General features: G+C 61.8%; 16 protein-coding genes and 1 riboswitch. Of the genes, 6 read left to right on the top strand and 10 right to left on the bottom strand.

The genetic code is table 11. From position 1 onward, the window contains the following. Nucleotides 1-78: 78 nt before the first annotated feature. Nucleotides 79-1,140, bottom strand: a complete 1,062-nt coding sequence (locus tag B3229_RS02525) for a diguanylate cyclase (protein WP_286868288.1) — start codon at nucleotides 1,138-1,140, stop codon at nucleotides 79-81. 242 nt (nucleotides 1,141-1,382) lie between these two features. Here B3229_RS02525 and B3229_RS02520 point away from each other — a divergent pair, with 242 nt between their 5' ends. The 3 genes from B3229_RS02520 to B3229_RS02510 all read left to right on the top strand — a co-directional run bounded on the left by B3229_RS02520 (nucleotide 1,383) and on the right by B3229_RS02510 (nucleotide 3,860). Then, nucleotides 1,383-2,291 (top strand): aliphatic sulfonate ABC transporter substrate-binding protein, encoded by a 909-nt coding sequence (locus B3229_RS02520; protein WP_048781047.1) that lies wholly within the window; start codon nucleotides 1,383-1,385, stop codon nucleotides 2,289-2,291. A gap of 12 nt (nucleotides 2,292-2,303) precedes the next feature. Then, nucleotides 2,304-3,623: an NtaA/DmoA family FMN-dependent monooxygenase gene (locus B3229_RS02515; RefSeq protein WP_286868285.1), complete on the top strand. Its 1,320-nt coding sequence runs from the start codon at nucleotides 2,304-2,306 to the stop codon at nucleotides 3,621-3,623. Nucleotides 3,624-3,701: 78 nt separating this feature from the next. Next, entirely contained in the window at nucleotides 3,702-3,860 is a 159-nt protein-coding gene (locus tag B3229_RS02510) for a hypothetical protein (protein WP_156943229.1), read from the top strand. Here the strand turns inward: B3229_RS02510 and B3229_RS02505 are convergent. The 9 genes from B3229_RS02505 to B3229_RS02465 form a co-directional block, all read right to left on the bottom strand. Beyond that, the gene (locus B3229_RS02505; protein ID WP_286868498.1) at nucleotides 3,857-4,375 is read right to left on the bottom strand and encodes an O-acetyl-ADP-ribose deacetylase; all 519 of its coding nucleotides are present in this window, start codon (nucleotides 4,373-4,375) and stop codon (nucleotides 3,857-3,859) included. The genes B3229_RS02510 and B3229_RS02505 overlap by 4 nt on opposite strands. A 69-nt stretch (nucleotides 4,376-4,444) precedes the next feature. Further along, nucleotides 4,445-5,386, bottom strand: a complete 942-nt coding sequence (locus tag B3229_RS02500) for an ABC transporter substrate-binding protein (protein ID WP_286868280.1) — start codon at nucleotides 5,384-5,386, stop codon at nucleotides 4,445-4,447. Nucleotides 5,387-5,395: 9 nt separating this feature from the next. Beyond that, on the bottom strand, nucleotides 5,396-6,130 hold the full coding sequence (locus tag B3229_RS02495) for an ABC transporter permease (RefSeq protein WP_286868277.1): 735 nt from the start codon (nucleotides 6,128-6,130) through the stop codon (nucleotides 5,396-5,398). Beyond that, entirely contained in the window at nucleotides 6,123-6,857 is a 735-nt protein-coding gene (locus tag B3229_RS02490; protein WP_286868274.1) for an ABC transporter ATP-binding protein, read from the bottom strand. The genes B3229_RS02495 and B3229_RS02490 overlap by 8 nt, the downstream gene beginning before the upstream one ends. Beyond that, on the bottom strand, nucleotides 6,854-7,822 hold the full coding sequence (locus tag B3229_RS02485; RefSeq protein ID WP_048781052.1) for a HesA/MoeB/ThiF family protein: 969 nt from the start codon (nucleotides 7,820-7,822) through the stop codon (nucleotides 6,854-6,856). The genes B3229_RS02490 and B3229_RS02485 overlap by 4 nt, the downstream gene beginning before the upstream one ends. Before the next feature lie 12 nt (nucleotides 7,823-7,834). Further along, nucleotides 7,835-8,593, bottom strand: coding sequence for a thiazole synthase (locus tag B3229_RS02480; RefSeq protein ID WP_286868271.1), 759 nt, complete (start codon nucleotides 8,591-8,593; stop codon nucleotides 7,835-7,837). Nucleotides 8,594-8,596: 3 nt separating this feature from the next. Further along, nucleotides 8,597-8,794, bottom strand: a complete 198-nt coding sequence (gene thiS, locus B3229_RS02475; RefSeq protein ID WP_033748282.1) for a sulfur carrier protein ThiS — start codon at nucleotides 8,792-8,794, stop codon at nucleotides 8,597-8,599. Continuing rightward, a complete protein-coding gene (locus B3229_RS02470; RefSeq protein WP_286868269.1) occupies nucleotides 8,778-9,719 on the bottom strand; it encodes an FAD-dependent oxidoreductase in 942 nt (313 codons plus the stop codon). Before B3229_RS02470 ends, thiS begins: the two co-directional genes overlap by 17 nt. Nucleotides 9,720-9,859: 140 nt before the next feature. Next, a riboswitch (TPP riboswitch) is annotated at nucleotides 9,860-9,979 on the bottom strand. Nucleotides 9,980-10,020: 41 nt separating this feature from the next. After that, complete coding sequence (locus tag B3229_RS02465) at nucleotides 10,021-10,971, bottom strand: DMT family transporter (RefSeq protein WP_286868266.1); 951 nt, start codon at nucleotides 10,969-10,971, stop codon at nucleotides 10,021-10,023. Between the two features lie 602 nt (nucleotides 10,972-11,573). Between B3229_RS02465 and B3229_RS02460 the strand changes: the two genes are divergently transcribed. The 3 genes from B3229_RS02460 to B3229_RS02450 all read left to right on the top strand — a co-directional run bounded on the left by B3229_RS02460 (nucleotide 11,574) and on the right by B3229_RS02450 (nucleotide 14,918). Beyond that, nucleotides 11,574-12,467, top strand: a complete 894-nt coding sequence (locus tag B3229_RS02460; protein WP_048781060.1) for an SDR family oxidoreductase — start codon at nucleotides 11,574-11,576, stop codon at nucleotides 12,465-12,467. Nucleotides 12,468-12,552: 85 nt separating this feature from the next. Then, on the top strand, nucleotides 12,553-14,394 hold the full coding sequence (locus tag B3229_RS02455; protein ID WP_286868263.1) for a glycoside hydrolase family 15 protein: 1,842 nt from the start codon (nucleotides 12,553-12,555) through the stop codon (nucleotides 14,392-14,394). Further along, nucleotides 14,394-14,918 carry a VOC family protein gene (locus B3229_RS02450; protein WP_048781064.1) on the top strand — a complete coding sequence of 175 codons (525 nt, stop codon included), beginning with the start codon at nucleotides 14,394-14,396 and terminating at the stop codon, nucleotides 14,916-14,918. The genes B3229_RS02455 and B3229_RS02450 overlap by 1 nt, the downstream gene beginning before the upstream one ends. Nucleotides 14,919-15,023 lie beyond the last annotated feature (105 nt).

Genomic DNA, 15,023 nt, shown 5'->3' with positions numbered 1-15,023 from the left:
CAACTCGCTGACGGAAGCTTTTTGACTATCCGGCGTGAGCGCTCGCCGCAACGCGGTCCGCGCATTCGCGCTTTGCCCTTACGCCGGCTGCCAGAGGCACACGCCGTTGCGGCCGTCGCGCTTCACCTGATAGAGCGCGTCGTCGGCGTGGCGCAGCCAGTGATGGATCGACTCCGCCTTGCTGGCGGGCGCGATGCCGATACTCACCGTGCAGGAAAAGTCCGACGACGCGGGCAACCGAAGCTGCGCGATGCGCGTTTTCAGCGTTTGCGCCAGCGCCAGAATCCCGGCATCCTGCGCATCGCGCACGATAACGCAGAGTTCGTCGCCGCCGAAGCGCGCCGGAATATCCTCGATGCCGACGCCGTCGCGCAGCAGCGCGGAGATCTCCGCCAGCAAAAAATCCCCCGCTTCATGGCCAAAACTGTCGTTGACCGCTTTGAAATGGTCGACGTCGATCAGCATCAGCCAGGCGGCGCTTTCCCCACGGCGGGTGCGCAGAAATTCGCTCTCCAGGCGGCGTTCAAACAGCCGCCGGTTAGGGATCTTCAGCCCCGGATCCATCAGCGCGATACGCTCCAGCTCGCGGTTTTTCAAACGCAGACTCAGCGTCAGGTTATAAGAGACCACGCTTAACGCCAGCAGATAGAAGGTGGCGAGCGGCAGCGTGAGCCATACCGTGCGCGTGCTGAAGCTCATATTGACCGGTGCGCCCTGCAGCACCCAGGTGAGCGCGAAGGCGACCAGAAAAGCCTGCAGCGCGGCGATAAGCTGCGCCCAGCCGCCCGCGGCGTAGCGGTCCGCCACCAGAACCGCCATGATCACGAATGACGGCAGCGGGCTGATCGCCATCATCGCCACCCAGATGCCGCCAAAGGCGGCGTCCAGCGTCAGATTGGTGCGTTCGCGTCCGGTAGGATCGTCCGAAGCGAGCGCCAGCCGCCACGCCATCCAGGGCCAGAAAAAGGCGTTGACGAACAGCAGCGCGCAGATGCTCAGGCTTTTTCCCGACTCCATCAATACCGACATAATGGGATAGAAGCAGAGAAGCGTACCCAGCTGTCGCATAGCAAACATGCGCCTGACGAACCGTGTCGAGCGCAACTTCAGATGTCTGTCATCAGGAGAATAATAATTCATTAAATCAGTGTGGAGAGGCGGGATGGTTCACGCAGTTTATCGGGATTTGATTTAAACCGGTGAGATTTTTTAGGAATTTTCAGCTTGTATTATTCTTGACTACTGATTTCCGTTTTAACTGTTTCTGAAAAGCCTCCTCCAGTACGGGTTATTCTCTCCGCAGATAACCTTTGCCGCATTCCTTATTACCCCTTTCCGCAGCAGATACTTAGTCTGGTTTCTTTTTCACCGGGAAATCAAAGATGAAAATATTCGCGCTAACGCTCTGTCTGGCCGCTTTTGCCAGTCAGGCGACGGAAACGCAGTTGGTGGTAGGCGATCAAAAAGGCAACGCGCGCGCCGTGATGGAAGCGGCAGGAGAACTCAGCAACCTGCCCTATGCGGTGAAATGGTATGAATTTCCCAACGCCGCGCCGCTGCTTGAATCACTCAACGCCAGCCACCTTGACGCCGGGCTGGTGGGCGACGGCCCACTGTCGTTTGCGGTGGCCTCCGGCGCAGCGATCAAAGCCATTCAGGCTTCGCAGTACCTGGGCAACGCCATTATCGTAAAAAATGGCAGCAGCATAAAAAGCGCCGCCGATCTAAAAGGTAAAAAGATCGCTACGGTGAAAGGCTCTTCCGGCCAGAATCTGGTTTTCAACGCGCTCAGCTCAGCGCATCTGCCCGCCGACAGCGTGCAGTTTGTCTTCACCACCCCAGCCGAGGCGACGCTGGCGCTGGATAACGGCGCGGTGGATGCGGTCGCCACCTGGGAGCCCTATGTCTCTTTCGCTATCGCCCAGTCGGGCGCGGTCATCGCGGTGGATGGCGATGCCTTTCCGGTATCCAACTACCTGGTGGCGACCGATCGCGCCATTACCGATAAGCGCGCGGCGCTACAGGATTTTCGCCAGCGGCTGATCCGCGCGCGCGAATGGGGCGTCGCCCATCCGCAGGCGTATGCGCAAGGCATTGCGACGCTGCTGCGCCTGCCGGATGCGGTGGCGCTAAGCAAAGTGAAGCGCGAGAACAACGCGCCGGTGGGCGACGTTGCGCTGGTGCGACAGCGCCAGCAGGCCGCTATCGACACCTTTACCCGCAGCGGCCTGATTAAGCCCGGACTCACCGCCGACGCGGTGATCGACGCCAGCTTCTTTCATCAGCCTTAAGGAGATGCAGCTATGATGAACATCGCGCTCTATCTTGACGCCGGCATCCATCAGGGCGGCTGGCGTCATCCTGATGCGGTTTCCAGCGGCGGCACCCGCTGGCCGCTGTTTCGTCGTATCGCGCAGCAGGCGGAAGCCGCAAAGATCGATATGATTTTCGTCGCCGATAAGCTGGCGATTGACGATATTTATGGCGGCGATCTCAGCGCCACGGTGCGCAGCCGCCCGCAGGGCTGGTCAGAACCGCTGACGCTGCTCGCCGCGCTGGCGGCGGTCACCGATCGCATCGGCCTGGGCGGCACCGTCTCCTCCTCTTATTCGCTGCCCTACACCATCGCGCGTCAGCTGGCGAATATCGATCATATCAGCGGCGGACGCGCGGCGTGGAATCTGGTTACCTCGGTCAGCGACGCCGAAGCGCGCAATTTTGGCCGCGACAGCCACTATTCCCACGCCGAGCGCTACGCCCGCGCCGCTGAGTTCATCAGCCTGATGAAGAAGCTGTGGGACAGCTTTGACGATAACGCCATCGTAATCGACAAAGACAACGCCACCTTCGCCAGGCCAGACGCTTTCCGCTATCTCAACCACCATGACACCTTTTTCAACGTGCGCGGGCCGCTTAATATTCCACGCCCGCCGCAGGGCTATCCGGTGACGATTCAGGCTGGCGTATCAGAGGCGTTTATCGATCTGGCGGCACAGCACGCCGAAGTACTGTTCGTCGTGCAGCCGGAGCGGCAGCGCGCTCAGCGTTTTTATCAGACGCTAAAAAGCAAAGCGCAGCACTATGGCCGCACGCCGGATCGGCTGCGTATTTTGCCTGGCATGGTGCCGGTGCTGGCGGAGACGCGCGCCGCGGCAGAGGAGAAAGATCGCTACCTCAAATCGCTGATTACCGCTGAATCGGCGCTGAGCTTTATGTCCGCCAGCATGAATCACGATCTGGCGCAGTATCCGCTCGACGCGCCGGCACCCGATCTGCGCGACGTGATTACCGGCAGCAAAGGGCGCTTCCAGTACGTTATCGCCCAGGCGCTCGAACAGAGGCTCACGCTGGGCGAAATGGCGATTCGCTATGCCGAAAGCCTGTCGTTTCCCTCGCCGGTCGGCACGCCGGACGACGTGGCGGCGATGATGATCGAGTGGTATCGCAGCGGCGCATGCGACGGCTTTGTGGTGCTGCCTGCCTACCTGGAAGCCAGCGGCAACCTCTTTCTCGATGAAGTCGTGCCCCGACTACAACACGCCGGCGTGTTCCGCACCGACTATCCGACCGGCACGCTGCGCGACACCCTGGGTCTGGCGCGTCCGGCTAATGGTCTGACATGAGTTTTTAGAGGAAGTGTAAATCGGCTACCGCCCCTGCTGCTGGCATGTTAAATAAGGCTTTTTTAGCGGGAGTCTGGCATGTCAGCATACTTACTGGTTTCACTCATGGCGCTCTGCATCGCGCTGGGATTTTTAATCATGGGCGTGAAGCGCCAGCAGAAAAATCTGCTGACGCGTGCGGGCGTCTATGCCGTAGTGGCCGTCGTGCTGCTTATCCTTGGCCTGGTGATGAATTAGTTAAGCAGTTCGGCATAAATCGCGTAATTCTCCTCATCGAAACAGACGATTTTCACCTCTTCCAGCGCTGGATTCTCCGCCAGCGCCTCGCACATCGCCGCCAGCGCAATGTCAGCCGCCTTTTGCTTTGGAAAACGATAGATACCGGTGCTGATGCTGGGAAACGCGATGGTCCTGATATCGTGCTGCTGCGCCAGCTGAAAGCTGCTCTGATAGGCGCGCTTCAGCAGCTCCGCCTCTTTCTGACTGCCGCCATTCCAGACCGGACCGACAGTATGGATCACATAGCGCGCAGGCAGTTTGCCCGCGGTGGTGATCACCGCATCGCCGGTATGGCAGCCACCCTGCCGGTTGCGAATGACTCTACACGCCTCCAGTATCTCCGGCCCGCCGGCGCGGTGAATCGCGCCATCTACGCCGCCGCCGCCGAGCAGTGAACTGTTCGCCGCGTTAACAATCGCGTCGGCCTCGATTTTGGTGATATCGCCTGCCACCAGCGTGATCTTCTCTGTCATCATTAGCTCCTTATCCTGTTTGTTAAGTCTAGACGCGCCGGATAAAGAGCACGCGGGCAAAGCGCGCATTTACTGCGACGGCAGCGAATAGCGCGACATCGGCGCGATCTGGCCGATCAGCTTGTTGTCCAGCATATAGCGAGCAAAAGCCTGATAGCGCGCCGCGTCAAAGCGGCCAGCATCGCTGGCGAACAGCGGCAGCGTCGCCTGCCACGCCTGGTGGTTAAGCGGCGTGTTCAGCTCCGGATAAGCGCGGATAAACGCCTGCCAGACCGCTTCCGGATGGGCACGCAGGTAGGCCACGCCTTCGTTCAGCCCATGCAAAAACTTGCCGATACGCGGGTCGGTCGCCGCGGTTCCGGCGTTCGCCAGCAGGATCAGTTCGTCATAGGCGGGCACGCCGTGATCTTCCGGCTTGAACGTCAGAGTTTCCGCGCCCTGCTGCTTAAGCTCCAGCAGCTCGTAGTTGCGATAAATGGTCATCGCGCCGCTGATTTTATGGCTAAGCAGCGCCGAGGCGGCGTCCATATTGAGGTTGATCAGTTTGACCTTATCGACGTCCACGCCTGCGGATCGGAGCATGGTCTGGATAGCGACATCCTCAAACCCTGGGATGGCGTAGCCGAGCGTTTTGCCCTCGAAGTCTTTCAGCTGGTGGATATCACTGCTTTTCAGCGCGGTCAGGGTGTTGAGCGGCTGGCCAATCAGCGTACCGACGCGGATCGCCGGCACCCCTTTATCCACCAGCGTGTAGAGCTGAGGCTGATAGCCTACGGCGAGATCGGCCTTGCCTGCCGCCAGCAGCAGCGGCACCGAGGCGGAGTCCGCCGGCGCGATCATCTCAACCTCCAGCCCCTGACGCGTAAAGGCGCCGCTCTCTTTTGCCGCGAAGATCGCCGCATGGTTGGGATTGACGAACCAGTCGAGCAGCAGGCGCACCTTCTGCGCCGCCTGCGCGGGCGCCGCGGCCGCAATCAGCAGCGCCGTCAGCATCAGCATCACTTTTTTCACGATTATTCCTTAAGCAGAGTAGAGAAAGCGGCGGCGCAGCAGCGCGACCCCGCCCGATAACAGCAGCGCCAGCAGCATCAACAGCGCCAGCGCGGCGAAACTGAGCGGCGTCTCCAGCCGCGCGCTGGCATGCATCATCAGATAGCCGAGCCCTTCGCTGGCGCCGACCCATTCGCCGATCACCACGCCGACCGGCGCGAGGATCGCCGCCATTTGCAGGCCGGAAAAAAAGTGCGGCAGCGCGGCGGGCCAGCGCACGTGCAGGAACAGTCGCAGCCGCGAGCGATTCATCGTCTGCGCCAGCTCCAGCCAGCCGGACGGCGTGCGGCAAAGCCCGTCGAACAGCGACAGGCAGAGCGGGAAAAAGACGATCAGCGCCGCGACCGCCACTTTAGAGGCGACGCCGAAGCCGAGCCACAGCACCAGCAGCGGCGCCAGCGCGAATACGGGAATGGTCTGGCTGGCGGCGACCAGCGGAAACAGCAGGCGGCGCAGCAGCGGACTGGCGGCCATCGCTATCGCCAGCGTGACGCCAGCGCCGCCGCCCAGCAGCAGCGCCAGCGCGATCTCGCCGAGCGTGTAGCTGGCGTGATGGATCAGCAGGACGTGCTGTTGCAGCAGCGCCTGCCCTACCGCTGCTGGAGAGGGCAGCAGAAAAGCGGGCACGCCGCTGTAGCGCGCCAGCTGCCACGCGCCGACGACGATCGCCAGCAGCCAGGCCAGGCTTAACAGGCGTTTAATCATGACTGAGCACCTGAAAGAGCCGGCTTTGCGCCTGCAGGACCGCCTCTGTCTGCGCCGCGCGCGGCACCTCGCCGTCGGGCGCGGGCAGGTCGCGGACGCGCAGCGGCGTATCCTCCAGCAGATAGATATCATGCGCCAGGCGGCACGCCTCGAGCGGATCGTGCGTAACCAGCAGCAGGGTTTTGCCGCGCAGCAGCCCGGCGGTCAGGCTTTGCAGCCGCAGTCGGGTCATGACGTCGAGGGCGGCGAACGGCTCATCCATCAGCACCACCGGACGATCCTGATAGAGGGTGCGCGCCAGCGCGACGCGCTGACGCATGCCGCCGGAGAGCGAATCGGGCTGCGCATCCCCCAGCCCGGCGAGTTCGACCTGCGCCAGCAGCGCCTCGGCGCGCCTGTTGTCGGGCCGCTGGCCGTTAAGCCGCGCGCTGAGGGTAACGTTGTCGCGGATCGACAGCCAGGGATAGAGATCGTCGCGCTGTCCCATCCAGGCGACCTGCTGCGACAGCGCGCCCGGCAGCGAGCTGCTAATGCGGCCTTGCTGCGGCGTTGACAGCCCCGCCGCCAGCCGCAGCAGCGTGCTCTTGCCCGCGCCGCTGCGACCCAGCAGCGCGCTGGTTTTGCCGCCGCGCAGCCGCAGGCTGAAGCGCGCGCAGAGGGGCTTGCTCTCCCAGCCGAAGGTCACCTCGTCAAAGAGAATGTCGGGGCTGTGCGACCTCAGGTTCATGGCTGGTTCGCCGCGATAATCGCCAGCCGTTCGACGCCGCGCTGCGCCAGCGCGGCGGCCGCTTTCGCCGCGCGAATGCCGCTGGCGCAGACCAGCACCACGCGCCGATCGGCGGGCGGCTGCCATGCGGCTATCGCGTCGGGCAGCAGGCGCTCTACCTGCGCCGCCACGCTGTACGGCGCTTCCGCCAGGCTGCGCAACTCGACGATACAGTCGTCGGCGCGCAGCAGATCGCGATCGATAAAGGGAATCGCGGGCTGCGTCGGCTCCTGCGCGTCGTCAAAGCGAAAGGCGCGAAAGTGCCACTGGCTGAAGTCGCAGTTTATCAGGCTGCCGAGCGGCGACGGCGTGTGCCCCAGCAGCACGCTGAGCGCCATCTGCGCCTGCATCGCGCCCAGCGTTGCCACCGCCGGTCCCATCACGCCCGCGGTGTCGCAGCTGGCGGCGGAAGCGGGCAGTCGGGGAAACAGGGCGCGATAGCCCGGCGCGCCGCCGCAAAAACCGCCGACATAGCCCTGCCGACCCAGCACCGAGGCGCTGATGAGAGGGATGTTGCGCGGCCAGCAGGCGTCGGAAAGCGTATAGGTCACGGCGAAGCTGTCCGCTGCGTCGATCGCCAGATCCACCTGCGACAGCGCCTGCCCGACCGTACTGGCGCGCAGCGCCTGCTGTCGCGCCTCGGTAACGCACTCTTGATTGCGGGCGGCCAGCGCGCGCGCGGCGCAAAGCGCCTTCGGCTGGCCGACATCCTCCTCGGTGTAGAGCGTCTGGCGATGCAGATTGTGCAGCGCCACCCGGTCAGGGTCCCAGATACGCAGATAGCCGACGCCCGCGCCTGCCAGCAGCGGCAACAGCGTCGATCCCAGCCCGCCCGCGCCGACCACCAGCACGCGCGCGGCGCGCAGCCGCCTCTGTCCCGCTTCGCCGATTTCCGGCAGCATTTGCTGCCGCTGATAACGATTCATCATCTTGCTCCGTTAGCTGAACTGCGCCAGGCCAAACACCGGCGTTGACGCGGCGGCCATATCGCGCCGCTCCATCAGGCCCGCCTGATGCGCCTGATGCCCCGCGCGAATCGCGCTTGCGAAGGCGCCCGCCATCGCCGCCGGATCCTGCGCTTTCGCGACGGCGGTGTTGAGCAAAATGGCGTCGAAGCCCATCTCCATCGCCTGCGCCGCCTGGCTCGGCGCGCCGATACCGGCGTCAATCACCAGCGGCACCTCTTTGAACCAGGCGCGGAAGCTGCGCAGCCCTTCGATATTGCGCAGCCCCTGGCCAGAGCCAATGGGCGCGCCCCAGGGCATCAGCACTTCGCAGCCCGCCTCCAGCAGCTTTTCGCCGACGATGAGATCCTCGGTGGTATAGGGAAAGACCTGGAAGCCGTCGGCGCAGAGAATGCGCGCCGCCTCGACCAGCGCAAAGGGATCGGGCTGCAGCGTGTCGGCGTTGCCGATCACCTCCAGCTTTATCCAGGGCGTGTCAAAGAGTTCACGCGCCATATGCGCCGTAGTCACCGCCTCTTTCACGCTGTGGCAGCCGGCGGTGTTGGGCAGCACGCGGCGGTTGAGCTGGCTGAGCAGCTCGCGAAACGCGCCGCCCTGGCTGCCTTCGCGCCGCAGGCTGACGGTGATGATCTCCGCCTCTGCGGCGCAGATCGCCTGCTTTAAAATATCGGGCGACGGATAGCCTGCGGTGCCGAGCAGAAAACGCGAACGGGGAACAAAGCCGTAAAACATGCTTCAGCCTCCCTGCATCGGCGACAGCACTTCCAGACGGCATCCCGCCTCTAGTCGCTGGCTCTCATACTGCGCGCGCGGCAAAAACTCACCGTTAAAGGCGCTGGCGACGCAGGCGGCGTCGATCTGCCGCTCCTGCAGCAGCGCGGCGACCGTCGCCGCCTCGGTTTCCACTCTCTGACCGTTAAGTTCGATTTGCATCATTCGACTCCTGACTAAGCAGTTGCATAAGCTGCTGCGCCATGGCGGGCGCAAGCAAAAAACCGTGACGATACATGCCGTTAAGGGAGAAAACCCCGTCTCGATAGCGCACTTCCGGCAGGTTATGGCGATAGGCGGGACGCCGCCCCGTGCCGCTCTCGACGATGCGCGCTTCGGCCAGCGCCGGATGAATGCTCCAGGCGGCGCCGAGCAGCTCCATCATGGCGCGGGCGCTGATCGGGCTGGCGTCGTCGCTCTCGACCATAGTGGCGCCGAGCATAAAAAGGCCGTCGGCGCGCGGCACCAGATAGCAGGGAAAGCGCGGATGCAGCAGCCGGACGGGACGGGAGAAGTGGAGTTCATCGCACTGCAGGATCAGCATCTCGCCGCGCACCGCGCGCAGGTCAGGCTGGCGATCGGCGGCGTGAATGCCGCGACAGTCGATAACCGTGCCGCCTGGTTTGCCGCGATGAAAAACCACGCCGCGCGCTTCCAGGCTGGCACGCAGCTGGCGCATGGCGTCGCGGGGATTAAGATGCGCCTCGTCGGGGAAAAACAGGCCGCGCGCAAAGCGTCCTGCCAGTTCGGGCTCAAGCTGGGCGGGATCGCGCCACTGATGCTGCCGCGTCATGCGCGCGAAGCGCGTCAGCTCCGCGGCGTCGCGCGGCGCGGCTACCACCAGCGTGCCCTGACGCGCGACGCCGTCGACCCGCTGCGCCCACCAGCCGGCGGCGCGCTGCCCCAGCTCGATAACCTGTTCAGGCGCACTCTCCCCTTCGCAAAAGGGCGCCAGCATGCCGCCCGCCCAGTGCGACGCGGGCGTCTCATCGCTGACGATCACCTCTGGCGTTTCGCCCTGTTCGGCCAGCAGCGTCGCAACGCATAAGCCGGCGACGCCGCTGCCGATGACCGACCAGCGGCTCATGGCGCGCACCTGACAGAGAAAACGGTTTGGAAAAAAGTCATGTTCACGCAGGCCTCGCTATTGACGACCCGTGATACGTGAAGGGAAAAAGCGTGAGCAGTGAACAGGCTCGCGCGGCAGGCATCTCAACCAGGCTAAAAACAATGAGATACGAGTCTTCCTACGCCAGTATCAACTGGGTCAGGTTCAAAGGGTCGCTAAACCGCGCGCTGCGCTATTAGCCTCTCAGTCTCTCTGGCGAGACTCCCCCGACGGCCATTAGTTGTAGGGCAACTGCCAGCCCGACGTCAAGTACGGCGTGTTAATCAGGCGTTAAATCGGCGGTTTCGCTGCGGGCGGTCAGCGCCGATGCCGCAGCCCGACGCCGCTGCCGCCGCTCGCTTAACACCGCGTAAATGCCGGCGCACGCCACCAGACTGGCGCCGATCAGGGTGAGCTTCTCCGGCAAGGCGCCGAGAAAAATCAGGCCGATAATCACCGACCAGAGCAGCGAGCTGTAATCGAACGGGGCAAGCAGCGAGGCGTCGGCGTAGCGCAGGCTCAGCGTCAGCAAAATTTGCGTCAGTCCGCCGCACAGGCCGCACCCCAGCAGCAGGAGCAGCTGCTCGCCCTGCGGCAGGCGCCAGCCGAACGGCAGCGTCAACAGCGATGTCACGCCCGTCATGGCGGTGAACCAGAAAGCGATGGCGCCCGGCTTCTCTTTACCGCTCAGATAGCGGATCTGAATCAGCGCGCCGGCCGTACAGAGCGCAGAGAGCAGCGCCAGCAAGACGCCGACGGAAGAGGCCAGGCTGTCTACCGTTAGCCTGGGCGGACCGCTGAGCGACAGGTGGCCGGAGAGCATAATAACGATCCCCGCGAAACCGGCCGCTACCGACAGCCAGCGATTCAGCCGCACCTTTTCGCGCAGCACGACGGCGGCAAGCAGCACGGTGAACAGCGGCGCGGCGTAGTTGATAGCGGTGGCGTCGGTCAGGGAGATATAAATCAGCGACAGATAGCTGAGGTACATGCTGCAGGTGCCCGCCAGGCCGCGACCAATATGCCCTTTCACATTGCGGGTTTTGATGCCCTGAATAATGCCGCCCTGAAAAGTGAGCCATACCAGCAGCGGCATTACGCCCACCAGTGAACGAAAGAAGATCACTTCTCCCACCGGCAGCGCGCCCTCCAGACCTTTTACGCAGGCAAGCATCAGCGTCGAGCTAAGGGTCGCCATAATTTTGAGTGAAATTCCCGTCGACGCGCTCACGTCGCGCTCCTTATTTTCCCGTTGCAGAAAGTGAGCGTTAAGGGTAACGCAGACGCGCGGCGCGGACGGTGGGAAACCGCAGCAAATACAGCGTATTCTGCCTTTATCGACCAGGCGCGCAGCACAAATATGCGTCCGGTTTTTGCGCTGTCTCGACGCTAGCTCGAAAGAAGATTATTTCCCGGCTTGCTTAACAAGGATGAATATAATTTACCGCTTCGGCGACAGGTTTAGCCTGCGCCAGCCAAAGCGGCCGCAACAGAGAAACCAGGCCAGCAGGAATCAATTTAAAATCCCATCCAAAAAAACAGGGATAATATTTAATATATTGATATTATTAGCATTTATAACAGAACCACTCTCAGAACAGTCTGACCTCCTCAAGTAAGAAGAGGTTATATAAATCGTTTACTAAACCGTCAGTTAAATAGCCAGAGCAAAAAAAATAGCGCCGCTCGCCCTGAAACTCAAAAAGGCGTCTTATTATTAATGCTGATCCCTATACAGGTGGATTTAATAAGCTCCGGCGAAATTAAATGTGACAAACCTCACATATGTGCCAGGCTTATTATTATCCGAAAACGATGTGCAAGGAGCTAAGCATGAGTAATCAAAACGACAAAACACTCGTCCCGGTTGAATTTCCGAAACCCTCTTTTCCAGGGCAGAAACAACCCGTGCCCGGTCTTGCCAGCAAAATGGATCCGGTTCCGGACCATGGGGAAACCACCTATCGCGGCACCGGCCGTCTGACCGGTCGTAAGGCGCTGATCACCGGCGGCGATTCCGGTATCGGCCGCGCTGTGGCTATCGCCTATGCCCGTGAAGGCGCTGACGTGGCGATTAACTATCTGCCGGAAGAAGAGTCAGATGCGGCGGAAGTGATTCAGCTGATCGAAGCGGAAGGCCGCAAGGCCGTCGCGATCCCCGGCGATATCCGCGATGAAGCCTTTTGCCAGTCGCTGGTAAAACAGGCCGTCGAGAAGCTGGGCGGACTGGATATTCTGGTCAACAACGCCGGCCGTCAGCAGTTTAACGAGTCTATTCGTACCCTCTCCACCGAAGACTTCGACGCCACGTTTAAAACCAACGTCTATGCCATGTTCTGGATTACCAAAGCGGCGGTCGACTATCTGCCGCGCGGCGCGTCCATTATCAATACGTCGTCCGTGCAGGCTTATCAGCCAAGCGAAATTTTGCTCGATTATGCGCAGACCAAAGCGTGCATCGTCGCCTTTACCAAAACCATGGCACAGCAGCTGGGCAAAGAAGGCATCCGCGTAAACGCGGTGGCGCCTGGTCCATACTGGACGCCGCTGCAGGTTTCCGGCGGGCAGCCGCAGGAAAAAGTGAAAGAGTTCGGCGCCAGCGCGCCGCTGGGCCGTCCTGGCCAGCCGGTTGAAATCGCGCCGCTCTATGTGACCCTCGCCTCGGTTGAAAGCAGCTATACCTCAGGTCAGGTATGGTGCTCCGACGGCGGCACCGGCACGCTGTAACCTCCCTGTTTTCCTTCCAACTGGCCGCCCTGTGCGGCCAGTTTTTTCGTCTGTAGAGAATGCGTTTCAGACAAGGATGCTTCTGATGAAAAACGGTGATTACGCCTCGCCCGTGCGCGAGGAGGGATATGCTGGCCTCGGCGACTACGCAGCGATTGGCGAAGGACGCTCCGTAGCGCTGATTGCCCCCGACGGCGCTATCGACTGGTGGTGCGCGCCGAACCTGGATTCGCCGCCGCTGTTCGATCGTTTGCTCGATCCGGACATCGGCGGTTTTTTCGCGCTAACGCCGGTTGAGCCCTATCGCATGGCGAGACGCTATCGCGAAGAGAGCAATGTGCTGGAAACCTGTTTCACCACCGACCAGGGCGAAGTGCGCCTGACGGAGTCGCTCAACAGCACGCTGGCGGGCCGGCTGCCGTGGAGCGAACTGGCGCGGCGCGTGGAAGGCGTGCGCGGCAGCGTGAAACTTAAACTGCATTTGCGCTTCGGCACCGTGGCGGAAACGCGCTCGCCCTGGATGGGCGAAACCACCCAGGGCAATGTGTTTCATATTGGCGATATCATGGCGATGTTGCGCACCAGCGACGACGTGCAGATTACCCATATGGATGACGAACAGGTGATCGCCGAGCTGATCACGCAACAGGATTCTCGCTCGCTGGTAGCGCTGCTGATTACCCAGCGCGAACCGCTGGCGGTGCCCGATCTCGACGCAATCGATACCCGTATCGAAACCAGCCATACCGCCTGGCAGGACTGGTGTAAAAGCCTGAGCTACGAGGGCGAGTACAAAGACCACGTTAAACGCTCGGCGCTGTCGCTTAAGTTTCTCTGGTACTCCCCTACCGGCGCGCTGGCCGCGGCGGCCACCACCTCGCTGCCGGAAGGCATCGGCGGGGAGAAGAATTACGACTATCGCTACGCCTGGGTGCGCGACGCCTGCCTGATTATCAAATCTTTCGTCTATCTCGGCGCGCTGGAGGACTGCAAAGCAGCTTTCTCCTGGCTGTCGCAGACCATTCTGCGCCACGGCATTGAGCTACGCACCTGCTATACGCTGGAAGGCGATATTGTGCCGCCGGAACGTTACCCGTCGCTGCGCGGCTACAAAGATTCGCGGCCGGTACGCGTCGGCAATAACGCGCGCGACCAGCGCCAGCTAAGCATGTATGGCGATATGCTCGCCACGGCGCAGCTGTTTATCGAAGCGGGCCACGTGCTGGATCTCGGCACCTCGCGTCTGCTGGGCCAGCTGGCGAACCACTGCGCCGACCGCTGGCGGCTGAAAGATTCCGGTATCTGGGAGCTGCACGACGAGCAGCACTACACCCATTCGAAAATGGCATGCTGGCTGGCGCTGGATCGCGCGGTCGCCATGGCGGAGGCGCGCCATATCGAACCCACCTGGATGGCGCGCTGGGCGCGCGAGCGCGACCGCATTCGCGACTGGATAGAGGCGCACTGCTGGTCGGAGAGCAAGCAGGCCTATCTGTTTTACGTCGGCAGCGAAGATCGGCTGGACGCGTCGCTGGCGCTGGTGCATCACTACGGCAACGCGGTCAACCCGGCGCGTATGCGTTCGACCTATGCGGCGATCCAGCGCGAGCTGGGCCAGGGCCGCGCCATGCTTTACCGCTATAGCGGCGTGGAAGAGGAAGAGAGCACCTTTATCGCCTGCTCGTTCTGGCTGGCGGAAGCCTGGGCCTCAATTGGCGAGATCGATAAGGCGCGCGCCTGCATGGAGGAGATTCTGGAGACGCTGTGCGACAGCGGCAACGTTGAGATCTTTAATGAGATGTTTGACGTGCGCAGCAACGAGTGGCGCGGCAACCTGCCGCAGGGGCTGAGCCACCTGGCCCTGATCTGCGCGGCGCAGGCGTTGACCTCTCATCAACCTAATCAGAACACCAAAGGAGAAGCCTGATGGCGATCAGAGGCATTGAGCATATCGGCATCACCGTCAGCAATATTGAGCAGGCGGAAAACTTTTTTATCCACGCCCTCGACGCATCGATTCTCTACCGCATCGTGCCCTGGCAAAAAAGCGAGCAGCGTATCAGCGGCGATCAGATGCGCCCGGTTAACGGCTTTCCGTCGCAGCTGAGCGTGATTGGGTTGTCGATGCTGCGCCTGGGCAACGGCTGTAACGTAGAGCTGTTTCAGCTCGATCCGGGCATCGCCGACGATCTGGCGAATATCGGCCAGCCCGGCGTCAACCATTTCTCGCTGCTGGTGGATGACATCCATGAGACGGCGGAGAAGCTAAAGGCGCACGGCGCTCGCTTTTATGACGGCCCGAGCGATTGTTTTGCGCAGGAAGAAGGGCCAGGCAATCAGACCTGGTTCTGCCTGACGCCGTTCGGGGTACTGATCGAGCTGATTGCCCTGCCCTCGCCGTTAAAGTATGACAGCGAAGCTACCCAAACGCGCTGGCTGCCCGCCGAATGACATCTTTGCCAGACCGCGCTTCGGCGCGGCTGTGCCGCCCTGCCAGGAATACTCTGAATCATTAGCAGCAGCAAGTTAAGTGATATTTTTACGTCAGTCTAAACC

Origin of the sequence: Pantoea sp. UBA5035 (assembly GCF_002415245.1) — a bacterium.
GTDB classification, from domain to species: Bacteria; Pseudomonadota; Gammaproteobacteria; order Enterobacterales; family Enterobacteriaceae; genus Pantoea; species Pantoea septica.
Note: the sequence above shows the minus strand (reverse complement) of the source record. Positions and strands in the feature narration are given on the sequence as shown.

Coding starts and splice junctions, on each gene's coding strand:
- B3229_RS02460 (WP_048781060.1), top strand. CDS start 11,574: ATGAGTAATCAAAACGACAAAACACTCGTCCCGGTTGAATTTCCGAAA.
- B3229_RS02520 (WP_048781047.1), top strand. CDS start 1,383: ATGAAAATATTCGCGCTAACGCTCTGTCTGGCCGCTTTTGCCAGTCAG.
- B3229_RS02480 (WP_286868271.1), bottom strand. CDS start 8,593: ATGTTTTACGGCTTTGTTCCCCGTTCGCGTTTTCTGCTCGGCACCGCA.
- B3229_RS02525 (WP_286868288.1), bottom strand. CDS start 1,140: ATGAATTATTATTCTCCTGATGACAGACATCTGAAGTTGCGCTCGACA.
- B3229_RS02450 (WP_048781064.1), top strand. CDS start 14,394: ATGGCGATCAGAGGCATTGAGCATATCGGCATCACCGTCAGCAATATT.
- B3229_RS02505 (WP_286868498.1), bottom strand. CDS start 4,375: ATGACAGAGAAGATCACGCTGGTGGCAGGCGATATCACCAAAATCGAG.
- B3229_RS02470 (WP_286868269.1), bottom strand. CDS start 9,719: ATGAGCCGCTGGTCGGTCATCGGCAGCGGCGTCGCCGGCTTATGCGTT.
- B3229_RS02490 (WP_286868274.1), bottom strand. CDS start 6,857: ATGAACCTGAGGTCGCACAGCCCCGACATTCTCTTTGACGAGGTGACC.
- thiS (WP_033748282.1), bottom strand. CDS start 8,794: ATGCAAATCGAACTTAACGGTCAGAGAGTGGAAACCGAGGCGGCGACG.
- B3229_RS02485 (WP_048781052.1), bottom strand. CDS start 7,822: ATGAATCGTTATCAGCGGCAGCAAATGCTGCCGGAAATCGGCGAAGCG.
- B3229_RS02455 (WP_286868263.1), top strand. CDS start 12,553: ATGAAAAACGGTGATTACGCCTCGCCCGTGCGCGAGGAGGGATATGCT.
- B3229_RS02495 (WP_286868277.1), bottom strand. CDS start 6,130: ATGATTAAACGCCTGTTAAGCCTGGCCTGGCTGCTGGCGATCGTCGTC.
- B3229_RS02515 (WP_286868285.1), top strand. CDS start 2,304: ATGATGAACATCGCGCTCTATCTTGACGCCGGCATCCATCAGGGCGGC.
- B3229_RS02510 (WP_156943229.1), top strand. CDS start 3,702: ATGTCAGCATACTTACTGGTTTCACTCATGGCGCTCTGCATCGCGCTG.